Annotated in this window: 21 protein-coding genes; 10 read left to right on the top strand and 11 right to left on the bottom strand. The window is 50.4% G+C overall.

Going from position 1 to position 21,374, the window contains the following annotated elements:
* The first annotated feature begins 171 nt into the window (after window positions 1-171).
* On the top strand, window positions 172-702 hold the full coding sequence (locus tag MJX74_RS20770) for a gamma carbonic anhydrase family protein (protein ID WP_240224944.1): 531 nt from the start codon (window positions 172-174) through the stop codon (window positions 700-702).
* Here MJX74_RS20770 and MJX74_RS20765 read toward each other — a convergent pair.
* A complete protein-coding gene (locus MJX74_RS20765) occupies window positions 699-935 on the bottom strand; it encodes a DUF1488 family protein (RefSeq protein ID WP_240224942.1) in 237 nt (78 codons plus the stop codon). The genes MJX74_RS20770 and MJX74_RS20765 overlap by 4 nt on opposite strands.
* Before the next feature lie 4 nt (window positions 936-939).
* Window positions 940-1,758 (bottom strand): shikimate dehydrogenase, encoded by an 819-nt coding sequence (gene aroE / locus MJX74_RS20760; RefSeq protein WP_240224940.1) that lies wholly within the window; start codon window positions 1,756-1,758, stop codon window positions 940-942.
* 29 nt (window positions 1,759-1,787) lie between these two features.
* On the opposite strand from aroE, the gene MJX74_RS20755 reads away from it, so the two are divergent.
* Window positions 1,788-2,210 carry a group II truncated hemoglobin gene (locus MJX74_RS20755; RefSeq protein ID WP_240224938.1) on the top strand — a complete coding sequence of 141 codons (423 nt, stop codon included), beginning with the start codon at window positions 1,788-1,790 and terminating at the stop codon, window positions 2,208-2,210.
* Here the strand turns inward: MJX74_RS20755 and hemF are convergent.
* Both hemF and tsaC read right to left on the bottom strand, forming a co-directional pair.
* Window positions 2,207-3,139, bottom strand: a complete 933-nt coding sequence (gene hemF / locus MJX74_RS20750; protein ID WP_240224936.1) for an oxygen-dependent coproporphyrinogen oxidase — start codon at window positions 3,137-3,139, stop codon at window positions 2,207-2,209. The genes MJX74_RS20755 and hemF overlap by 4 nt on opposite strands.
* Window position 3,140: 1 nt before the next feature.
* Window positions 3,141-3,695 (bottom strand): L-threonylcarbamoyladenylate synthase type 1 TsaC, encoded by a 555-nt coding sequence (gene tsaC, locus MJX74_RS20745; protein ID WP_240224934.1) that lies wholly within the window; start codon window positions 3,693-3,695, stop codon window positions 3,141-3,143.
* Between the two features lie 119 nt (window positions 3,696-3,814).
* Between tsaC and purE the strand changes: the two genes are divergently transcribed.
* Window positions 3,815-4,306: a 5-(carboxyamino)imidazole ribonucleotide mutase gene (gene purE / locus MJX74_RS20740; RefSeq protein WP_240224932.1), complete on the top strand. Its 492-nt coding sequence runs from the start codon at window positions 3,815-3,817 to the stop codon at window positions 4,304-4,306.
* Window positions 4,303-5,436, top strand: coding sequence for a 5-(carboxyamino)imidazole ribonucleotide synthase (locus MJX74_RS20735; RefSeq protein WP_240224930.1), 1,134 nt, complete (start codon window positions 4,303-4,305; stop codon window positions 5,434-5,436). Before purE ends, MJX74_RS20735 begins: the two co-directional genes overlap by 4 nt.
* A gap of 16 nt (window positions 5,437-5,452) precedes the next feature.
* Here MJX74_RS20735 and MJX74_RS20730 read toward each other — a convergent pair whose 3' ends face one another.
* The 4 genes from MJX74_RS20730 to MJX74_RS20715 are packed head-to-tail and all read right to left on the bottom strand — an operon-like array spanning window position 5,453 to window position 8,711.
* Window positions 5,453-5,992, bottom strand: a complete 540-nt coding sequence (locus MJX74_RS20730; protein ID WP_240224928.1) for a DNA topoisomerase family protein — start codon at window positions 5,990-5,992, stop codon at window positions 5,453-5,455.
* Window positions 5,993-6,007: 15 nt separating this feature from the next.
* A complete protein-coding gene (locus tag MJX74_RS20725) occupies window positions 6,008-6,481 on the bottom strand; it encodes a DUF494 family protein (RefSeq protein ID WP_068237197.1) in 474 nt (157 codons plus the stop codon).
* A gap of 2 nt (window positions 6,482-6,483) precedes the next feature.
* Window positions 6,484-7,575 carry a DNA-processing protein DprA gene (gene dprA / locus MJX74_RS20720; protein WP_240224927.1) on the bottom strand — a complete coding sequence of 364 codons (1,092 nt, stop codon included), beginning with the start codon at window positions 7,573-7,575 and terminating at the stop codon, window positions 6,484-6,486.
* A gap of 26 nt (window positions 7,576-7,601) precedes the next feature.
* Complete coding sequence (locus tag MJX74_RS20715; protein WP_240224926.1) at window positions 7,602-8,711, bottom strand: LysM peptidoglycan-binding domain-containing protein; 1,110 nt, start codon at window positions 8,709-8,711, stop codon at window positions 7,602-7,604.
* Window positions 8,712-8,834: 123 nt separating this feature from the next.
* Here MJX74_RS20715 and def point away from each other — a divergent pair, with 123 nt between their 5' ends.
* Genes def through trkA form a run of 4 tightly spaced genes read left to right on the top strand, consistent with a single transcriptional unit; the run spans window position 8,835 to window position 13,005 of the window.
* Window positions 8,835-9,350, top strand: coding sequence for a peptide deformylase (gene def, locus MJX74_RS20710; RefSeq protein WP_240224925.1), 516 nt, complete (start codon window positions 8,835-8,837; stop codon window positions 9,348-9,350).
* Between the two features lie 12 nt (window positions 9,351-9,362).
* Window positions 9,363-10,319, top strand: coding sequence for a methionyl-tRNA formyltransferase (gene fmt / locus MJX74_RS20705; RefSeq protein ID WP_240224924.1), 957 nt, complete (start codon window positions 9,363-9,365; stop codon window positions 10,317-10,319).
* Window positions 10,316-11,632, top strand: a complete 1,317-nt coding sequence (gene rsmB, locus MJX74_RS20700) for a 16S rRNA (cytosine(967)-C(5))-methyltransferase RsmB (protein ID WP_240224923.1) — start codon at window positions 10,316-10,318, stop codon at window positions 11,630-11,632. Before fmt ends, rsmB begins: the two co-directional genes overlap by 4 nt.
* Window positions 11,629-13,005, top strand: a complete 1,377-nt coding sequence (gene trkA, locus MJX74_RS20695; protein WP_240224921.1) for a Trk system potassium transporter TrkA — start codon at window positions 11,629-11,631, stop codon at window positions 13,003-13,005. Before rsmB ends, trkA begins: the two co-directional genes overlap by 4 nt.
* On the opposite strand, the gene MJX74_RS20690 is transcribed toward trkA, so the two are convergent.
* Genes MJX74_RS20690 through MJX74_RS20680 form a run of 3 tightly spaced genes read right to left on the bottom strand, consistent with a single transcriptional unit; the run spans window position 13,002 to window position 17,751 of the window.
* Window positions 13,002-14,453, bottom strand: a complete 1,452-nt coding sequence (locus tag MJX74_RS20690; RefSeq protein ID WP_240224919.1) for a TrkH family potassium uptake protein — start codon at window positions 14,451-14,453, stop codon at window positions 13,002-13,004. The two genes, trkA and MJX74_RS20690, sit on opposite strands and share 4 nt — an antisense overlap.
* 22 nt (window positions 14,454-14,475) lie before the next feature.
* Complete coding sequence (gene pepQ, locus MJX74_RS20685) at window positions 14,476-15,801, bottom strand: Xaa-Pro dipeptidase (RefSeq protein ID WP_240224918.1); 1,326 nt, start codon at window positions 15,799-15,801, stop codon at window positions 14,476-14,478.
* 45 nt (window positions 15,802-15,846) lie between these two features.
* Window positions 15,847-17,751, bottom strand: a complete 1,905-nt coding sequence (locus tag MJX74_RS20680) for a transglycosylase SLT domain-containing protein (RefSeq protein ID WP_240224917.1) — start codon at window positions 17,749-17,751, stop codon at window positions 15,847-15,849.
* Window positions 17,752-17,950: 199 nt separating this feature from the next.
* Here MJX74_RS20680 and fadB point away from each other — a divergent pair, with 199 nt between their 5' ends.
* Both fadB and fadA read left to right on the top strand, forming a co-directional pair.
* Window positions 17,951-20,104 carry a fatty acid oxidation complex subunit alpha FadB gene (gene fadB / locus MJX74_RS20675; protein WP_240224916.1) on the top strand — a complete coding sequence of 718 codons (2,154 nt, stop codon included), beginning with the start codon at window positions 17,951-17,953 and terminating at the stop codon, window positions 20,102-20,104.
* A 16-nt stretch (window positions 20,105-20,120) separates the two neighbouring features.
* Complete coding sequence (gene fadA, locus MJX74_RS20670; protein ID WP_240224915.1) at window positions 20,121-21,284, top strand: acetyl-CoA C-acyltransferase FadA; 1,164 nt, start codon at window positions 20,121-20,123, stop codon at window positions 21,282-21,284.
* Window positions 21,285-21,374 lie beyond the last annotated feature (90 nt).

Raw genomic sequence — 21,374 nt, 5'->3', positions numbered from 1 at the left:
CCCAAACTGCAGCACCCCGTGGCATGGCGCGCATTATAGGGCGTTTTGAAATACCTGCAAGCGGTTATTTGAGAAAAGTTGTGCTTTTACGATCGTTCGCAGAAAAATTGCTCGAAAAGCGCTTTTTTAATACATTTACTGCATAATAACGCAGCATTGGAGGACATTATAATGATACGAGCTTATAAAGGTATAACACCGAAACTGGCATCAGGGGTATATGTAGACGAGTCCAGCGTGCTGGTGGGTGATATTGAGTTGGCGGAAGATGTCAGTGTCTGGCCTTTAGTCGTTGCGCGCGGTGATGTGAACTATATCCGTATTGGCGCCCGCACTAATATACAGGATGGCTCTGTCTTGCATTTATCCCGCCCCAGTAAAGGCAAACATGAAGGTTCACCACTGATAATAGGTGAAGACGTTACCGTTGGACACAAAGTTATGTTGCATGGCTGTACGCTGGGAAATCGTATATTAGTCGGCATGGGAGCCATCGTGATGGACGATGTAATAGTAGAGGACGAGGTAATTATCGGTGCCGGTAGTTTAGTGCCACCGGGTAAGCGGCTGCAAAGCGGCTACTTATATGTTGGTAGCCCGGTAAAACAAGCGCGGCTACTGAATGAAGCAGAGAAAGCGTTCTTAGCCGAATCGGCAGCTAATTATGTGCTGCTGAAAAACGAGTATCTGGCCGGGGTTTAAAGCCAGATCTCGCCTGCAGCATTATAAGCGTCGTCGGCAATTGCTTGCTCGGCGCGATCTTCCCAACTGAAGGCGTCCGCTTTAACCTGCTGTAAAAACACAACCGGCGTTTGCTCTGCCGGCATTGCAATAAAACACTGTACCTTTAAGCCACTGACCAGGCAGCTGAAGCCGGCAGCCTGCCTGGTTGCATCAAAGGCAAAATCATTATTAAAGATAAGTTGCTGGTTCATTGGCTCAGTTACCGCTTAGTTGCTGTTTAAGTGCAGCTAACACTGGCGTGATATCCGGCCTTTTGCCACGCCAGATATAAAAAGCTGCCGCCGCCTGTGACAATAACATACCCAAGCCATCTGCTTGCCGCGGCACACCTTGCGCTTTTGCCCATTGCAAAAATGGTGTTGGCGCAACGCCGTACAACATGTCATAGGCCAGTTGGCAGTATTGTAAATACTGCGCGGCTATTAACGGCCGCTCACCACTTAGCCCGGATGAAGTGGCATTAATTATCAGCTGATAAGGCTGCGAGGCTATATCAGCATAACCGCAAGCGCTGACACGCTGGTCAAAATTGGCGGCAATTGTTTGTGCTTTACCGGCAGTTCGATTAGCCAGCACCAGCTGCTTAACACCGGCCTCCAGTAAAGGTCCTATGGCACCGCGACTGGCACCGCCGGCACCAAGCAGCAATACGGTGATACCATTAAGCGTAACGCCAAGTCGTGTCAGATCAGCCACCAGACCAATACCGTCGGTATTATCGCCGCAGAGTTTGCCTGCGCTATTAAGGTATAGCGTGTTGACCGCTCCGGCTTGCTTTGCCCGCTCTGATAACACATCAGCGAGCTGATACGCCAGCTCTTTAAACGGCACTGTGACATTACCGCCCTTACCGCCGGCGGCAACAAAACCATGCCAGCTGTCGGCAAAGCCATCAAGCGGTGCTAAAATGGCGTCGTATCTCAGTTTTTCGCCCAGTGCGGAAGCAAACTGTGCATGAATAAAGGGCGACTTAGAGTGGCCTATCGGATTACCGAATACAGCATAACGGTCCACAACGTATGTCCATAAAGAAGTTGATACAGATGATTTTTAATAAAACCACGCCAAATAGCAAGCCACATCCTACACCGGAGCAAACGCCTTACGCCATGATGGGCGGTGAGGACACCGTACGGAACCTGGCTAACCGCTTTTATGATGTGATGGAAACCGCACCCGAAGCTGCAGAGTTGTATGCTATCCATCCACTGCCGCTGGATACTATCCGGCAGAAGTTTTTCCAGTTTCTATCCGGCTGGCTCGGCGGTCCGCCATTGTTTGAGCAGCAGTACGGCCACCCCCGCCTGCGGGCACGACATATGCCGTTTACAGTAAATGAGCAGCTGCGTGATCAATGGATGTTTTGTATGGATAAAGCGCTGGATGACGTGGTAGAAAACAAGCTGCTGCGTGATGGTATTCGCCAGTCGATTGGCCAACTGGCGAGCCATATGATCAATTGTTAAGCCTGAAGCTTTAACCAGTCCTGCGGTTTAAGATAGCGTTCATACAACTGCGCTTCTTTGCTGCCTGGCTCAGGCTTATAGCCATATTGCCAGCGCACCAGCGGCGGCATTGACATTAAAATAGACTCGGTACGGCCGCCACTTTGCAGACCAAATAAGGTGCCACGATCGTACACCAAATTAAATTCAACATAGCGGCCACGGCGGTACAGCTGGAATTGACGTTCATGCTCGCCATATGGTGTATTTTTACGTCGTTCAACTATCGGCAGGTACGCCGGAGCAAAGGCCTCACCAACAGCCCGCATCAGACCAAAGCTTTGTTCAAAGCCCGGCTGGTTTAAATCGTCAAAAAACAGTCCGCCGACACCACGGGTTTCACCCCGGTGCTTTAAGTAGAAATATTCGTCACACCACTTTTTATACGCCGGGTAGTATTCAGCGCCAAAAGGGTCGACTGCTGTTTTAGCGGTTTGGTGCCAATGCACCACATCTTCTTCAAACGGATAATAAGGCGTTAAATCAAAACCGCCGCCAAACCACCACACCGGTGCTTCACCGTCTTTTTCGGCAATAAAAAACCTTACATTGGCATGCGTAGTAGGCAAATAAGGGTTATTCGGATGGATCACCAGCGACACACCACAGGCATTAAAGCTGCGCCCTGCCAGTTCCGGCCGGTGTGCGGTAGCCGATGCCGGCATATTGGCACCAAACACATGCGAGTAATTCACCCCGGCCTGTTCAAATACCTTACCGCCGGTTAGTACACGACTTTTACCGCCACCGCCTTCAGGCCGCTGCCAGGCATCTTCAGCAAAGTGCGCGCTACCATCTGCCTGCTCCAGCGCGGCACAGATATTGTCCTGTAACTGCTGTAAAAACTGTTGCACTGCGGCAAGATGATGATGAGGTTGGCTGTTGGTCACCTTAACTCCTTACTATATTGCCGCTTAAGGCATCACGAATTTGACTGGGTTGTGTGGCACCACCCAAAGGTCCCGGCATAATAGCAGACAACTGATCGCCCAAACTTTGCTCCAGCTCAGCTTTGTCGGTAATGGCCGGCTGGCCGGATAAATTGGCGCTGGTTGATACCAGCGGTTTGCCATAAGCACTACACAGCTGCTGCACCACCGGATGAGCACTGACCCGCACGGCAATGCTGTCAAACTGACCGGTAAGCCACTTGGGCGCGGTTTTACTGGCTGGCAACACCCAACTGATATGGCCGGGCCAGCTGGAAAATATCTGATAGCGCTTTTCCGGCGGTATGGCTTTGTCATCCACATAGGGCAGTAACTGCGAATAGTTAGCAGCAATTAAGATCAGCCCCTTCTCCACCGGCCGCTGTTTAATTGCCAGCAGCGCCATTACTGCGGCCTCGTTATCCGGGTCGCAACCTAAACCATAAACTGCTTCAGTGGGGTAAGCGATAACACCACCTTGTTGCAAGGCCTGTAAAACCAGCTGCTGTTCTGCCATTTATTGCTACTACTCCGGATAATTGTACGAAAAACACAGTTAAAATTTTCTTCAGTTGCGCAACTGGCTATAATAGCGCCTTCACGCTTTTAGTTCATCACGTACAGAAGGAAACAATAATGCAAGTTGGCATCATCATGGGTTCAACCTCCGACTGGCCTACTATGAAGCACGCCGCTGATATGCTGGATAAGTTCGGTATTGCCTATGAAACCAAAGTTGTTTCCGCACATCGTACACCACAATTACTGGCAGATTACGCTGCCTCAGCCGCCAGCCGCGGTTTAAAGGTCATTATTGCCGGCGCCGGTGGTGCAGCGCACTTACCCGGCATGGCAGCGGCCTTTACCAGCCTGCCGGTATTGGGTGTGCCGGTGCAATCTAAAGCGCTTAAAGGCTTAGACTCTTTGCTGTCTATTGTGCAAATGCCAAAGGGCGTGGCTGTAGGCACCCTGGCGATTGGCGACGCCGGTGCGGCTAATGCCGGCCTGTTGGCGGCGCAAATTCTGGCCACGCACAGCCCGGAGCTGATGACAAAAATTGATGCCTTTCGCCAGGCGCAAACCGACATGGTATTAAGCCAGCCGGATCCGTCAAAGGTGCCGTTATGAAAGTATTAGTACTGGGCGCAGGCCAACTGGCACGGATGATGGCACTGGCCGGTGCACCGCTGAATATCAGCATCAGCGCTTATGATGTCAACAGCGATGCCATAGTGCATCCACTGACGCAGCAAAACCTGGGTAAAGGTTTGGCCAACGCCATAGCTGATGCCGATGTAGTGACGGCCGAGTTTGAACATATCCCACTGCCGATACTGGCGCAGTGTCAAAAAAGCGGTAAGTTTTTTCCGGGCGAAACCGCGATTAAAGCCGGTGGTGACCGCCGGTTAGAAAAGCAATTGCTGGACAGCGCCGGCGTGCGCTCCGCCAGTTATCACATTATTAATAACGAAACCGATTTTAATGATGCCATCAGCAAGTTGGGCTTACCTCTGGTATTTAAAAGTGCCCTCGCAGGTTATGACGGCAAAGGTCAGTGGCGCTTAAAACAGCCGGAGCAAGCTGCGGCATTATGGCAGGATATTGGTGCATTTTTGGCCGCCGACAACAAACAAGCCATCGTGGCTGAACAGTTTATTCCGTTCCAACGTGAGGTTTCATTGATTGGCGCACGCAACAGCCGCGGCGAAGTACGGGTATATCCACTAACCGAAAACCACCATGTCAACGGTGTACTTAGCGTATCGCTAGCTATAAGCGGAAACGACCAGTTGCAACAGCAAGCGCAGCAGATGTTTACTGCGGTGGCAAATCAGCTGAACTATGTCGGCGTGCTGGCGATTGAATTTTTTGATGTTAACGGTGAGCTGCTGGTCAATGAAATTGCACCACGGGTACATAACTCCGGCCACTGGACCCAGCAAGGTGCCGATGTTTGCCAGTTTGAGCAACACTTGCGTGCCGTGTGCGGTTTGCCGCTGGGCAGTACTGCATTGGTGCGACCGAGTTTAATGGTGAATATTCTGGGCGAAGACACGGTACCTGAACCCATATTGGCGCTGCCTGGCCTGCATTTGCACTGGTATGGTAAAAGCAAACGTGCCGGCCGTAAGATGGGACATATAAATTTATCAGCAGCAGACAACACGAAGCTGAAGCAGCGCTTTGAGCAATTGATCGCGCTATTGCCTGAGGCTGCTTTTCCTGAGCTGGCAGAAATGGCAGCCCGGTTAAACTGATAAGCAGGCCGGTAGCTTAAGCTGCCGGCTGTTTTTCGCCGCACTTTTTATCGGCACAGTACAATCCCCCTTTCTTTTCCAGCAATAAACCGAAACCACAACTGACGCAGCTGCCAGCCACCGGTTTGTCATTCAGCAAAAACTTGCATTTCGGGTAGTGGTCACAACCCCAAAATGCTTTACCAAACTTATTTACCCGTTCGGTCAGTTGGCCTTGTTTACATTTAGGGCAAGCCAACTGCTCTGCGTCCGATTGTTCACTGTGTTCATGCACGACAAAAGTACAGCGCGGATAATCAGTACAGCCGATAAACATGCCGTAACGACCGTTCTTTACCGCCAGTGCATTGCCGCATTGCGGGCAGGCTTCGCTATCCAGCACTTTTACTATGCTGGTTTCATGCTGGTGTAAGGCTTTTATATAGTTGCAGGCCGGATAAGCACTGCAACCAAGAAAAGGGCCGTTCTTACCTGATTTCATCGCCAGCGGTTGCTGGCATAACGGACATAACTGCTGCTGTTGCGGCAGGTCAAACAAGGCCGAATCATCTGTCATAAAGGCTAAGGCCGCTTAATGCAGCGGCCCTTCAGGTTCATCAAAAATTAAATCTTCCATTTGGGCATAGGCATTCTCATGGCCAGGTACATTAAACAGCACCATCAGTACCACCCATTTTAAATCTTCCAGGCTAATGCTGTTACTGTCCAGATCCATCACCCTGTCGATAACCATCTCGCGGGTTACGGCGTCCAACACATTAACTTGTTCCAAGAACAGCAAAAAGCCCTGGCACTCTACATCCATTTTCGCCAATTCCGCCGCGCAATAAATACGGGTAGCGTTAGAGGTACCTTTGGACAAATAGGGCTTAACATGACTTTCCTGCAGCGCAGACAGGTTGTCTAGCCACTTTAGCGCTTTGAAGATATCGTCGTCATGAAAACCCGCCCGGCTTAACTCTTTGGTCAGATCAGCATGGTTAACGTAAATGTCAGACTCATTGTGGATATAGTTTTCGAACAGATAAACGAGGATATCAAACATACTCAGGCACTCCTCACTCTAATGTAGCCACCGGGAACTGCTGCTACTTCACCAGCTAACTCCAGCTGTAACAGCGCTATAGTTGCATCAGCTATCGCCAGGCCGGCGCGCTGTGCAATCAAATCAACTGCGGTAACTTCATCTCCTACGTTAGCCAACAACTGGCGGGCAAACAAGTCTGTTTCAGTACTTTTTTCCTGTTCAGGCTCAGTTATTAGACAACTTTTCTGAAAAAAGCTCCATTCCTCCAGTATATCGGCCACACTTGTCACCAGTTTAGCGCCTTGCTGAATTAACGCATGGCAACCCGCTGACTGCGGGCTATAAACTGAACCAGGCACAGCAAACACATCACGACTATATTCCGCAGCCAGGTTAGCACTGATTAAAGTACCACTTTTTAACCCCGCCTCAACCACTATAGTACCAATACTTAAGCCAACCACAATGCGGTTACGCTGCGGAAACCACTCGGCCCGTGCCAGTACATCAGGAAAATACTCCGATACCAGAGCGCCCTGCTCTGTTATTGCCTCTGCCAGCGCTTTATTGGAAGCAGGATATACCTGCTTTAAACCATGCCCAAGTACGGCTATGGTTAATCCGCCTGCCTGCAAGGCGCCTTTGTGGCTTTCGCTATCAATACCGCGCGCCATACCACTGGTAATAACATAACCCTGCTGCGACAATTCTGCCGCTAAACTTTGGGCAACTTTACGCCCGGTTGGTGTGGGTTGGCGGCTCCCCACCATAGCCAGCTGTTGCTGGGCTAAAACCAGCGGATTACCTTTAACAAACAATAATAGTGGCGGCTGTTTGGTTTGCTTTAATAAAGCCGGATAACGTGGATCAAGATAAGTAATAACATGGTGATTGTCAGCCTGCGCCAGCCATTGCAGTGCACTATCCACTTTGGCTTTTGACTCATACGCCAGTATATGCGCCTGGCGCTCGGTAAAACCAATGTCTCTTAAGGTACTGGCCGGTAATTTTACCAGCTCGGTAACCGATATTTGCTCGCTCAGACGTTGGAACTTCAGGCCATCAAGGCCATGCACAGTGGCTAAAGCGAGCCAGTTGCAAAGATCCTCCATGACAAACTGGCTCCATACTTAATGAGTTACAGGTTAGCGATTAAATCTCCAACCCGGATTGGACGTTGTGTTTTAGTGACAATAGCAAAACTGGTGCGCTCGGATACTTTAAATACCATCAGCTCACCTACCTTTTCTCTTGGCAAGGTAATAGTGGTATCGCCAAAGTTTTTGAACATTTTCTGCAATTTACTGGCATCTTCAATATATACCGGGCCATCCGGGCTATCGACCACCATTGGCGAGCTGCGGTAAATACCTACCATATGGCCGGCCTTTAACTGCTGTAATGACCCACGGTTTAACACCACAATATCCCATTTGGAAAACTCTCGCAGGTTTGACGTAGTATCGATAATGGTTCCGGCTATCTCAAACTCCGGCTTAGTCATAACAAAAAATGCCGGCAACGCTTGGCCTTCCAGCGCAGGCATCAGGCGATCGCCCTGCTTAATTTCGCGTTTAACACTGAGTACGTTCAGTGATGATGCTTCGGCTGGTTTATCTTCAGTTGCGTCATGTCCGGGCCGGAAAGCCCGCGCGGTGGCAACCAGCGTGGTTTCATAACCTAATACGGTTTCAGTTTCCGGATCAAAATAAGGTTTACCTTTACGGTACACACCATAAGACGCACCGGTGTCCAGTACGCCTTTAGCATAGATAATATGGTCACTTACAGAGTTTTTTACGTTGGCATTAGAGCCGAGGATATAAGGCAAAGCCTGAATTTGCTCATCCGACAACGCTTGTTCAAACGTCAGGTAATGCCGAATCATACTTAAGGGTAAGGTAGACACCGCATCGGCACTTTTTAACGTTTTACGGGCGGTGGGCGACAGGCGCTTTACCTTATTGTTCACTGCCAGACGAGGCCGGCCCTGTGCATCATAAGTAAGCGTTAATGTATCACCGGGATAGATCAGGTGCGGGTTGTCTACCTGAGGGTTCATTTGCCACAGCTGTGGCCATAACCAGGGCTCACTCAGATACAAAGCAGAAATATCCCACAGAGTATCGCCCTTTTTAACAACATAGCTGGCAGGAGCATCGTCACGAATTTTTAATACATCGGCAAACACATTAAAAAAGCCACTCATAACCACCAGAGTGACGATAGCAGCGAATTTTTTCAGCATGCCGGCATCCTTGAGCTCGTTCTTGTTGTAATTATTGCACACTAAGCTGTTAATACAGCGCATTAATGGCTAAAATTAAAACATATCACAACCTTTGAAACAAAGCATATTTTTGTAGGTGTTATGGCAGTTTTACATGTATTACATTACCCGGATGAAAGGCTTCGTACAGTAGCAAAACCTGTTGAAGCTGTTACACCAGAGATCCAGCAACTGGTAGACGATATGCTCGATACCATGTACGACGAAAATGGTATTGGGCTGGCTGCTACTCAGGTTAACGTACATTTACGCGTGGTTGTTATTGATCTCTCTGAAGACAGTAACGAACCTATGGTATTTATTAACCCGGAAATTACCGCTCGTAGTGGTGAAACCAGCTATGAAGAAGGCTGTTTGTCTGTGCCACAAAACTACGCAAAAGTAGAGCGTGCCGCCCAGGTAACAGTAAAAGCGCAAGACAGAAACGGCAACTGGTTTGAATTAAATGCCGATGGCCTGCTGGCAATTTGCCTGCAGCATGAACTGGACCATCTGGTAGGCAAACTGTTTATCGATTATCTGTCGCCGTTAAAGCGTGAGCGGATCCGGAAAAAGCTGGAAAAAGAAGCTAAAATGGCGCAGCGACACGCGCTTTAAACAGGACATACCGTGACCACTCCTTTACGCATTATTTTTGCTGGCACGCCCGATTTTGCGGCGCGCCATCTGCAAGCTCTGTTAGATGCAGGGCATCAGATTATCGCCGTTTACACCCAGCCAGACCGGCCTGCCGGCCGTGGCCAGCAGCTGCAACCCAGCGCAGTCAAACAGCTGGCTTTACAGCATAACCTGGCTGTGTATCAGCCTAAATCACTGAAAAAAGTACCGGCACAACAAGAGCTGGCGGCATTAGATGCCGATTTAATGATCGTTGTTGCCTATGGTTTAATTTTGCCACAAGCGGTACTCGATACCCCGCGTCTGGGCTGCATTAACGTGCATGGTTCTTTACTGCCGCGCTGGCGTGGTGCAGCGCCAATTCAGCGTGCTATCTGGGCCGGTGATACGCAAACCGGTGTAACCATTATGCAAATGGATGCTGGCCTTGATACCGGCGCCATGTTGAGCACGGTTAGTTGTGATATTGACGATACTGATACCAGTGCCTCTTTGTACGACAAGTTAGCCATACTCGGCCCCAAAGCCCTGTTGGCTGCGTTGGCAGATTTAACTGCTCTGCAGCAACAGGCTCAAACGCAGGACGACAGCAAAGCAAATTACGCCGATAAACTGCATAAAGACGAAGCCCAGCTCGACTTTAATAAATCAGCCCCTGCATTGCAGCGCGAAATAAGAGCCTTTAACCCCTGGCCGGTAAGCTATATTACGCTGGCACAAGGCAGTATTAAGGTTTGGCAGGCTAAAGCTGAAGATGCTAGTAGCGATAAAGCCGCAGGTACAGTGTTAAGTGCAGACAAACATGGCATTCGTATTGCCTGTGCGAACGGCACATTGCTTATTACCCAGCTACAGCCGCCCGGTAAAAAAGCCATGGCCGCTGCCGACTTTTTAAATGGCCGGGCTGACTGGTTAAGCCCCGGTACAATTATTGGCCGGGCAGTATGAGCCATAACGTTCGCGTGCTTGCCGCACGCAGCTGCTTTGATGTGGTCGATCAGGGCATGTCATTGTCTGAGGTACTACCCAAAGCGCAGGCACTACTGGATAACCCACTCGACAAAGCCCTGTTGCAGGAGATCTGCTTTGGCGTAATGCGGTATTTGCCACAACTTGAAGCGGTATGCGGCCAGTTAATGAGTAAACCACTCATAAAGCAACTGCGTCCTTTGCAGTTTTTGCTGTATGTGGGTATTTACCAACTTAAGTTTATGCGCATACCCGACCATGCAGCCATCAGTGAAACCGTTGACGCTGCGCGTGAATTAAAAGGCCAGTCACTCACCAAGCTGATTAACGGTGTGCTGCGCAATGTGCAGCGTCAGCCTGAGTTATTTAACTTCGCCACAGCACCGGCAGCCGTGCAGTTTAACCATCCGGGCTGGCTGATTAACACGCTGCAACAGGCTTACCCACAGCAGTGGCAGCCAATACTTGATGCCAACCAGCAAAAAGCACCACTGTGGTTGCGGGTAAATATCAGCAAAATTAACCCGACAGACTATGCCGCCGCTTTAAGCCGCCAGGGTATTGAATATACCCGGCCTGTAGCTGATTTACCGGCGGCAATTAAACTGGCACAGGCACAGGATGTTACTACCCTGCCCGGCTATGCCGAAGGCTGGTTCTCTGTACAGGATGGTGCAGCACAATATGCGGCCACCTTGCTTGATGTAAACAGCGGTCAGCATATTCTGGATGCCTGCTGCGCCCCCGGCGGTAAAACCTGTCATATACTGGAACTGGCACCGGACGCCGACCTTATCGCTCTGGACAAAGAACCCAAGCGCCTGCTGCGCGTGCATGAAAACCTGGTCCGTTTGGGCCTGAATGCCAACGTTATTGCCGCCGATGCGGCTGAACCCGGTAGCTGGTGGCAAGGCAAATTATTTGACCGTATTTTGCTGGATGTGCCTTGCTCGGCGACCGGAGTTATCCGCCGTCATCCGGATATCCGCTGGCTACGTAAAAAGGCTGATATAGAAGTACTGGCTGAACTGCAACAGCGCATATTACGTCAATGCTGGAGCCTGCTGGCGCCGGGTGGCACTCTGCTTTATGCTACCTGCAGTGTGTTGCCGGCTGAAAACAGCAAGCAAATTGTGCAGTTTTTACAGCAGCACAGCGATGCCCGGCTGGATAAATTGCCACAACAGCATGCAGATCAGCCATACGGCTGGCAGCTGCTGCCGGGCGAACAGGACATGGATGGCTTTTTCTATGCCCGGCTGCAAAAAATGACCAACAACGAGAAAGCATGAAAATAATTATTCTGGGTGCAGGTCAGGTAGGAGCCACACTGGCGGAAAACCTGGTTGGCGAGCAAAACGACATCACCATTGTTGACAGCGATGCCGACAGGCTGCGTGCCCTGCAGGATCGTTACGATTTACAGGTAGTACATGGCCATGGCTCGCACCCGGATATTCTGAAAAAAGCCGGTGCCGAAGATGCCGATATGATAGTGGCAGTAACCAACAGTGACGAAGTTAATATTGTTGCCTGTCAGGTAGCCTATAGCATGTTTAATACGCCGGTTAAAATTGCCCGCATCCGCACTAACCAATACCTGAAATACCGCGATCAGTTGTTTCATAAAGACGATATGCCAGTCGATCACTTTATTGCGCCAGAAGCCCTGGTTACCAATTATATCCGCCGCTTAATTGACTACCCGGGTGCATTACAGGTGGTGGAATTTGCCGGTGGCAAGGTAAGCCTAGTGGCTGTTAAAGCCTATTACGGCGGCTTGCTGGTGGGCCACGCACTATCGGCGTTAAAAGAACATATGCCGAATATTGAAACCCGGGTAGCCGCAATTTACCGGCGTGGCACCGCGATCAAACCGCTGGGTACCACTATTATCGAAGCCGACGATGAGGTGTTTTTCGTCGCCGCTACCAAGCATATCCGCGCAGTAATGAGCGAGCTGCAAAAGCTGGAACGCAGCTACCGCCGCATTATGATCGCCGGTGGTGGTAACGTTGGTTTTGGCCTGGCACGGGCATTGGAAAAAACCCACAGCGTTAAGTTAATTGAACGTGGCAAAGAGCGGGCCGAGTTTTTGTCCAGCGCCTTGGACAACACAGTGGTGTATGTCGGCGATGCCTCAGACCCAGAGCTGCTGGAAGAAGAAAACATCGAGCAGGTAGATGTGTTTATCGCGGTTACCAACGACGATGAAGCCAATATTATGTCGGCCATGTTGGCCAAAAGGATGGGCGCACAAAAAACCATGGTGCTGATTAAACGCGGCGCCTACGTAGATTTACTGCAAGGCGGCGAAGTGGATATTGCCGTATCTCCGCAGCAAGCCACTATTTCTGCTTTGTTAACCCATATCCGCCGTGGTGATATCGTAAACGTATACTCGCTACGTCGCGGCGCTGCCGAAGCTATTGAAGCCATTGCCCATGGCGACAGCAACACCAGCAAAGTGGTCGGTAAAGCCATCGGCAGTATTAAATTACCACCCGGCACTACTATTGGCGCTGTAGTGCGCGGTGATGAGGTAGTTATTGCCCACGACAGCACCGTTATTGAAACCAATGACCATATTATTTTGTTTATGGTAGATAAAAAGCACATCGTTGAAGTAGAAAAGCTGTTTCAGGTTAGCGCTATTTTTATCTAATCTTTCCAGAAGGCCGGTGTAAATAGCACCAACAGGGTAAATATTTCCAGCCGGCCAAATACCATCGCCACGATTAGAATCCATTTACTGCTGTCAGGAATAGAGCCAAAGTTAGCCGCAACCTCACCCAGGCCGGGGCCAAGGTTATTTAAACAGGCTGCAGTGGCGGTAAAAGCAGTAATATTGTCCAGCCCGGTGAGCAATAGCAGCAACATAGTAACAACAAACACCAACGCATAAGCAGCAAAAAAGCCCCATACCGCTTCAACAATACGATCCGGTACAGCACGACGGCCCAGTTTAATGGCATAAACCGCCCGCGGATGAATAAGCCGGTTGAGCTCGCGCGTACCCTGCAAAAACAGTAACACCACCCGCACAACCTTCAGACCACCACCAGTAGAACCGGCACAACCACCGATAAAGCTGGAGAATATTAGCAGTATTGGTAAAAACAACGGCCACACGGCAAAACTATCGGTAGCAAAACCTGCCGTTGTAGAAATAGATACCGCCTGAAAAATGCCATGATTCAGAGCTTCTGCCGTGGTTCTGTAGACATTGGTTTCAAGCAAAACAAAAAAACAAATCAGCACCAGAGCCGCCTGAATAATTAAAAAGGCTTTAAATTCCGGGTCGCGAAAGTAGGTGCTGACACTTTTGCCGCGAATAGCCGCAAAGTGCAGAGGAAAATTTACCGCACTAAGCAGCAGAAATATGACACAAATCGCGTTAATTACCGGGCTTTGAAAATGGCCAATGCTGGCATCGTAAGTTGAAAAACCACCGATAGCCACGGTAGAAAATGCATGACAAATTGCATCAAACCAGTTCATTCCCGCCAGATAAAATGCCAGCATGCAGCTTAGCGTTAACGCCAGATAGATATACCATAAGTGCTTGGCCGTATCGGCTATGCGCGGTGTCATCTTGTTGTCTTTTACCGGCCCCGGCGTTTCTGCCCGGTAAAGCTGCATGCCCCCGACACCCAACATTGGCAATATGGCGACCGCCAGTACGATAATACCCATGCCGCCCAGCCACTGCAGTTGCTGGCGGTAAAACAAAATGGCTTTGGGCAGGAACTCGATACCGGTAAGGACAGTAGCCCCAGTGGTAGTAAGGCCGGAAAACGCTTCAAACATCGCCCCGGCCACGCTTAACTGCGGGTTACTGGCCAGCATCAGCGGTATGCTGCCCACAGTACCCAGCACAGTCCAGAACAACACCACGATAAGAAAGCCGTCCCGCACCTTTAGCTCGGCTTTGTATTGCCGGTTCGGATACCAGATCACAAAACCAATAACCAGGCTTAACAGAAAAGACAGCATAAAAGGCACGCCGGCACCGTCGTTATACCAGTAGGCGACAAATGCCGGTGGGATCATGGTGATGCTGAAAATGCCAATCAGCAACCCCAGGATCCGGATTATCGAGCGGTATTGCATACCTTAGCGGCGTCCCTGTGGCTTAGGCCAGTTGCAAATCACGGGTCATATTTTCGTTGCGATCGCGGTGAACAATAATATCATCCTCTATGCGGATACCGCCAAACTGACGAAACGCATCTACTTTTTGCCAGTTAATGTATTTATCAAACTCGGTGGCAGCTAAATCGGCCAGCAGGCTGTCGATAAAATACAGGCCAGGTTCAATGGTAAACACCATATCGGCTTCAATAGTGCGGGTACAACGTAAATACGGATGGCTGTCCGGCGCTGCAACATGAGTGCCGCGCTCGTCGGCCATAAAGCCGCCAACATCATGCACCTGCAAGCCAAGGTGATGGCCTAAACCATGCGGAAAGAACGTACGGCTGATCTGGCTTTCAACAATAGCCTCAGGCGCTAATTTAACAAAATCAAACTGATGCAAAATTTCCGCGATATGTTGATGACACTGAATATGCAGCTCGCCGTATTTCAAGCCAGGTTTTAAGCCTGCCACCAGTTTAAGTTCGGCTTCATTCACCGCGCTGATTAAGCTGCCAAACTCGTCCTGGGGGTTAAAGCTGTAAGTACGGGTAATGTCGGCAGCATAGCCATGAAACTCAGCACCAGCATCAATTAAAAACGAGTGCCGCTGCTTCGGCGCTTTGCGCTCCAGTGCCGTGTAATGCAAAATGGCACAGTTTTGGTTTAGCGCAATAATATTGCCATACGGCACTTCGTTTTCTGTTTGCCGTACCGCAGCTAAATAGGCCAGCTGAATATCAAACTCAGTACCACCGGCATAAAACGCCGCTTTTGCCGCATTATGGCCCGCCACCGCCATCTGATTAGCAATGCGCAGACAGGCTTGTTCATACGGCGTTTTGTAGGCGCGGTAAAAGTGAATAAAGTTCAGCACCGGTTCGGGGTTAATTTCTGTAAAGCCTAGCGCCCGTGCTACCTCAAGATATTCGCCCAGATACGCCAGCCGTGCTTTATCATACGGCAGCAGGGTTTCTACCTTGTTGGCTTTGTCCAGCAGCTGAATATCAAAATATTCTGCCCAGAAATCATGTGGTTCGTCCGGCACTTTGTGCCAGAAATCTTTCGGCCGGTAGAAAATCAGCTTAGGTTTGTTTACGCCATCAACAATCAGCCAGCAATGCGGATTATCAATAACCGGCAGCCAGGCTTTAAATAACGGATTGGCTTTAAACGGGTAATCCATATCATCAAGAAACTTGCGCTGCGTCTGGCCGGAGTGGATCACCAATGCATCCAGATTTTCCCGCTCTAACAAACGGCGGGTACGCTGCTGTAATTCGGCAATATGGGCCTGATACAGGCTTTGATAAGAAGCTGTCATAAGTGTCTGACCTGTTGGCTGAAAAATATGCGGGGCATCATAACATTATTCCACCACGACCCCAATCTGCATTGTGGTCAGTGGTTTAAACACATCTGTCGGGGTGTTTAGCCGTATATTATAAATCTGGTAATACGCCATCACCGCCTTTACATAATCGCGGGTTTCGCGATATGGAATAGTTTCAACCCAGACATCAGCCGGTAGCGCATGGGTTTTCGGGATCCATTGCTTAACCCTGCTGTACCCGGCGTTATAAGCCGCCGTGGCCATTAACAGGTTGCCGTCGTTGCGTTTACGCAGGTAATTCAGGTAATCGGTACCGTAATCGATATTGATCACCGGGTTATAAAGCTGCGTGAGTTGTACCGGTTTTTTCGCGATTTCACGCGCGGTAGCCGGCATTAGTTGCATCAGGCCACGCGCCCCTACCGGCGAGTTAGCATCTGCCATAAAAGAGCTTTCGCGCCGGGCAATCGCCATGGCCCAGCCGGATTCTATATCCACTTTCGCCGCTGATTGCGTTATTTCATTCTGATACGCCAGTGGAAATCGCAGTTCAACATCGTCCCAGTAACCGACATCGGCCAGCGAGAAAATAGCCCGCTCGTACCATTGCAGCTGATGCGCCAGCTTGGCTGACACCAGTTTTTGCTGCTCGTCTGAGGTGTCTTGCAGGTGGTTCCACTCGCGCCGCGCTTCAGTTAAGCGCCCCAGCGCCAGCCATTCTTGTGCCCGCCTTACTGCCGGGTGCTGTTTCAGGGTTTTTAGCTCATCTTCTGACACGGTAACAGGCGCATGCGCCAGGCTGGGCGGCAGGCCCAGTTTTGCTGCAGCCATAAAGCCATAAAAATGCCGCTGCAATGCCAGCGCTTCAAACAGCGGTTTAGCCTTATCTGCCTGCCCCTGTTGCTCATAAGCCCGCGCTAACCAGTAGCGCCAGCTGCTGTCTTTGGCGATATCGGCCGGAAAGGCTTCAATAACCTGCTGTACTTTAGGCCAGTCCAGTTGTGCCAGGGCGTGGCTAACCTGCCAGTGCGCCAGCATATTATCAATAAGCTCGGGCGGCAGTTGTTTAAACCAATCTGCAGCGCGCTCATCGGCTTTACTGGCCAGTGCTATAGCAAACTGGCGCCGTACATCCAACCGCTGCGCCTCGGTAAAATATGGGTCGTTAATAAATTTCTGCCATAATGCCAGGGCTTTATCAGGATCCCGCCAAATCAGCCGCTTCAGGCCATACGCCAGCACGTCACGCTCATTTACTTTTTTCAGCGGAAAAAACTTTGCACTGCTAATCACTGCGGGGTTTTGCCGCGCTTTTAAGTACATATCAGCCAGATACTGCTGATCTGCCGGTAACTGGGTTTTCAGATACCGAATTAAACCTGCATCACCGCCTTCTGCGGATAAACGGATGCGCTGCCACACCCGCTCTGGCGTTTGCTGGCCGGCTTTGCGCCAGGCCGAAAACAAGGAATCACAAGCTTTAGGTTGTGATTTGCCCACTACCCACAGACGGGCCACTTCGGGCCAAATGGCTTTGGTATTGGCATTTTTACCGGCCAGCTTAAAACGCAGTGCATGGCATTCGAGCTCGGCATCGTTAGAGCCGTTATAATTGGCCAGATAAGTAGCGGCTTTTTGTCTGCGGGCTAAATCCAGTAACCAGGGTTTGCGCAATGGCCAGTCCATCGGTGTTTTTTGGTATTGCTGCAAAAATGCGGCAATACGCTCATCGGCAGTTAAAAACTGCTGTAAACGGCGTTGCTGCAAATAGGGCTGCAACGGATAACCGGCAAATTTTTCCAGCACTTTTTGTGCCTGCTCAGATTTCAGGCTGCCAATCTGGCGCTCAGCCTGTAAAAATTCATTGCGTAACGCTGCCTCGGAAGACACAGATGCCGCAGCAAGCGGCATCAGGAGCAGGTTACTCAGTATTAAAACCATCCGTTTCACTGTGATAACCCCGATAAATACACGAAAAAGAAAAAATACCACCTATAGTTACTGCTGACCACCGTTGTCGGATTCAAACACGCGTTTAAATAACGGTTGAATTTTTTTGCGAACCGCGACACACTGAGCAAGACAACCTCATCGTACCAGTTGCGAAAAACCCTAACATACGCGACCAAGGAGCACCATTATGATTTACCAGAGTGACAACATCAGTGTTGCCTACCTGAAACCTGGTATCGTCCGCTTTGCCTTTAATGCGCAAGGCTCAGTTAACAAGTTCGATCAGCAAACCCTGACTGATTGTAAGACAGCTTTAGACCTGCTGCACGCAGACAAAGCACTAAAAGGCGTTATTTTTTGTAGTGATAAAGATGCCTTTATCGTCGGCGCCGACATTACTGAATTCTTAAGCACCTTTTTACGGCCGGAAGCGGAGCTTATTCCGTGGATTAAACAGGCCTCTGATATTTTTGATCTGGCTGAAGACTTGCCCGTCCCTACCATAGTAGCACTCAAAGGTTTTGCACTCGGTGGCGGATGTGAGTGGTCACTTACAGGCGATTATCGCGTAGCTGACACCACTACCCGCATTGGCCTACCCGAAGTAAAACTGGGCCTGATGCCAGGCTTTGGCGGTACCGTGCGCCTGCCGCGTATTATCGGTGCCGATAATGCCATGGAATGGATCACTACCGGTAAAGACCACAGTGCCGACCAGGCACAAAAGTTTGGTTTAATTGATGCGGTAGTAGCACCAGAGAAACTGGAAGCCGCAGCGCTAAGCATGCTGGAAGATGCCATTGCTGGCAAACTGGACTGGCGTAAAAAGCGCGCCGTGAAGTTACAGCCACTAAAACTAAACAAAACCGAAGCCACCATGAGCTTCAGCACCGCCAAAGGCATGGTATTTGCCACCGCCGGTAAACACTACCCGGCGCCGATGTTAGCGGTTACCACCATTGAAGCAGCCGCCACACTGGATCGCGCCGGCGCTATGGCGCTGGAAAATGCCGGCTTTGCCAAACTGGCAAAAACCGATGCAGCCACCGCGCAAATCGGCCTGTTCTTAAATGACCAGTTGATCAAAGGCAAAGCGAAAAAAGCCGCTAAAACCGCGACTAAAGCAGTGAAAAAGGCCGCGGTACTGGGCGCCGGTATTATGGGCGGCGGTATTGCCTATCAGTCGGCGTTAAAAGGCGTGCCGGTAGTCATGAAAGACATCGCCGATAAGGCGTTAGAACTGGGCATGGGCGAAGCGACCAAATTACTCGGTAAGCAGGTGGAGCGCAAAAAGCTGGATGCCATCGGCATGGCTAAAGTAATAGCATCTATTACCCCCACGCTAAGCAACGAGAATGTTAAAGGTGTCGATATCGTCGTGGAAGCCGTGGTAGAGAACCCGAAAATTAAAGGCGCGGTATTAAAAGAAGTAGAAGCGCTGTTAAGCGACGACGCTATTTTAACCTCGAACACTTCAACCATTTCGATTGATTCACTGGCGGCAAACTTAAGCCGGCCGCAAAACTTCTGTGGTATGCACTTCTTTAACCCGGTACACCGTATGCCATTAGTAGAGGTTATCCGCGGTAAAGACACCAGCGAAGAAACCGTTGCCGCCGTAGTAGCTTATGCAGCCAAGATGGGTAAATCACCTATCGTTGTGAATGACTGCCCGGGCTTCTTTGTTAACCGCGTACTGTTCCCCTACTTTGCCGGTTTCAGCAAGCTGGTATTAGACGGCGCCGATTTTGCCCAGGTAGACAAGGTAATGGAAAAGCAGTTCGGCTGGCCGATGGGCCCGGCGTACCTGCTGGATGTTGTCGGTTTAGACACCGCTTACCACTGTACCGACGTAATGGCAGCTGGCTTCCCGACACGGATGGCCAAGCTGGATAACGACCCGGTAGCCGCGATGTATAAAGCAGAGCGCTACGGCCAGAAAAACGGCGTGGGTTTTTATGTTTACAGCAAAGATGCCAAAGGCAAGCCGAAAAAAGATATCGACCCGGCCGCACTGAGTTTACTGGCTGATATCTCGGCTGATAAACAGGAATTTAGCAGCGAAGACATTATTGCCCGCGTTATGGTGCCAATGATTAACGAGACTATTCGCTGTCTGGAAGAAGGCATTGTAGCCAGCGCCGCTGAAGCCGACATGGGCCTGATTTACGGCTTAGGCTTTCCGCCGTTCCGCGGTGGTCCGTTGCGTTATGCCGATACCATAGGTTTAAGCAACTTTGTCGCCCTGGCCGATAAATACGCCCATTTAGGCGAAATTTATCAGGTAACAGACAAAACCCGCGCTATGGCCGAAGCCGGCCAGCGTTTCTTCCCGGTTTAAGCGCAGGAGCAAAATAATGAAAAACGCAGTTATTGTAGATTGCATTCGCACCCCGATGGGCCGCAGCAAAGCCGGTATGTACCGCAACGTGCGCGCCGAGCAACTGTCTGCCCATGTCATGGCCTCTTTGGTTGAGCGCAACCCGGCGTTAAACCCGGCAGATATCGACGATATTATCTGGGGTTGTGTACAGCAAACACTAGAACAAGGCTTTAACGTAGCGCGTAACGCCGCGTTATTGGCCGGCATTCCGCATTCGGTACCGGCTGTTACCGTAAACCGTTTATGCGGCTCGTCTATGCAGGCCCTGCACGATGCGGTGCGCGCTATTCAAACCGGCATGGGTGAAGTGTATTTAATCGGTGGTGTTGAACACATGGGCCATGTGCCGATGAACCACGGTGTCGATTTCCACCCGGGTTTATCCACCTCTGTGGCGAAAGCCGCCGGTATGATGGGCTTAACCGCAGAACTACTGGGTAAAATGCATGGCATCAGCCGCCAGCAGCAAGACGAGTTCGGTGCGCGTTCACACCGCCTAGCCCAGGAAGCCAGCCTGCAGGGCCGGTTTAAAAACGAAATTATCCCCACTGAAGGCCACGACGCCGACGGTGTGTTAAAGCTGATGGATTATGACGAAGTAATCCGGCCGGAAACCACAGTAGAAGCACTGGGCCAACTGCGCCCGGTATTCGACCCGGCCAACGGCACAGTAACAGCCGGTACGTCCTCTGCGTTATCGGACGGTGCCTCTGGCATGCTGGTAATGAGCGAAGACAAAGCCAAAGCGCTGGGTCTGCCAATCCGCGCTTATGTGCGTGGTATGGGTGTAGCCGGTTGCGATCCGTCTATCATGGGTTACGGCCCGGTACCGGCATCGAAAAAGGCGTTAAAAATGGCTGGCATTAGTATTGCCGATATCGACTACGCCGAGCTGAACGAAGCTTTTGCTGCCCAGGCCCTACCGGTAATGAAAGACTTAGGCTTACTGGAAGTAAAAGATCAAAAAGTAAACCTGAACGGCGGCGCTATCGCCCTTGGTCACCCGCTGGGTTGCTCCGGTTCACGTATCAGCACCACGCTGATTAACGTCATGGAAGATAAAGGCGGTAAGTTTGGCCTGGCGACCATGTGTATCGGTTTAGGCCAGGGTATTGCGACTGTTTTTGAACGGCCATAGTTTGAGCGGCCATAAGCTGGCAGCAACAAACACAATCGCATAGAATAAGGGCCGTTTTTACGGCCCTTATTTATTAGTATACAGACTTAG

It is taken from the genome of Rheinheimera hassiensis, from assembly GCF_022436675.1.
Taxonomy (GTDB): domain Bacteria; phylum Pseudomonadota; class Gammaproteobacteria; order Enterobacterales; family Alteromonadaceae; genus Alishewanella; species Alishewanella hassiensis.
Note: the sequence above shows the minus strand (reverse complement) of the source record. Positions and strands in the feature narration are given on the sequence as shown.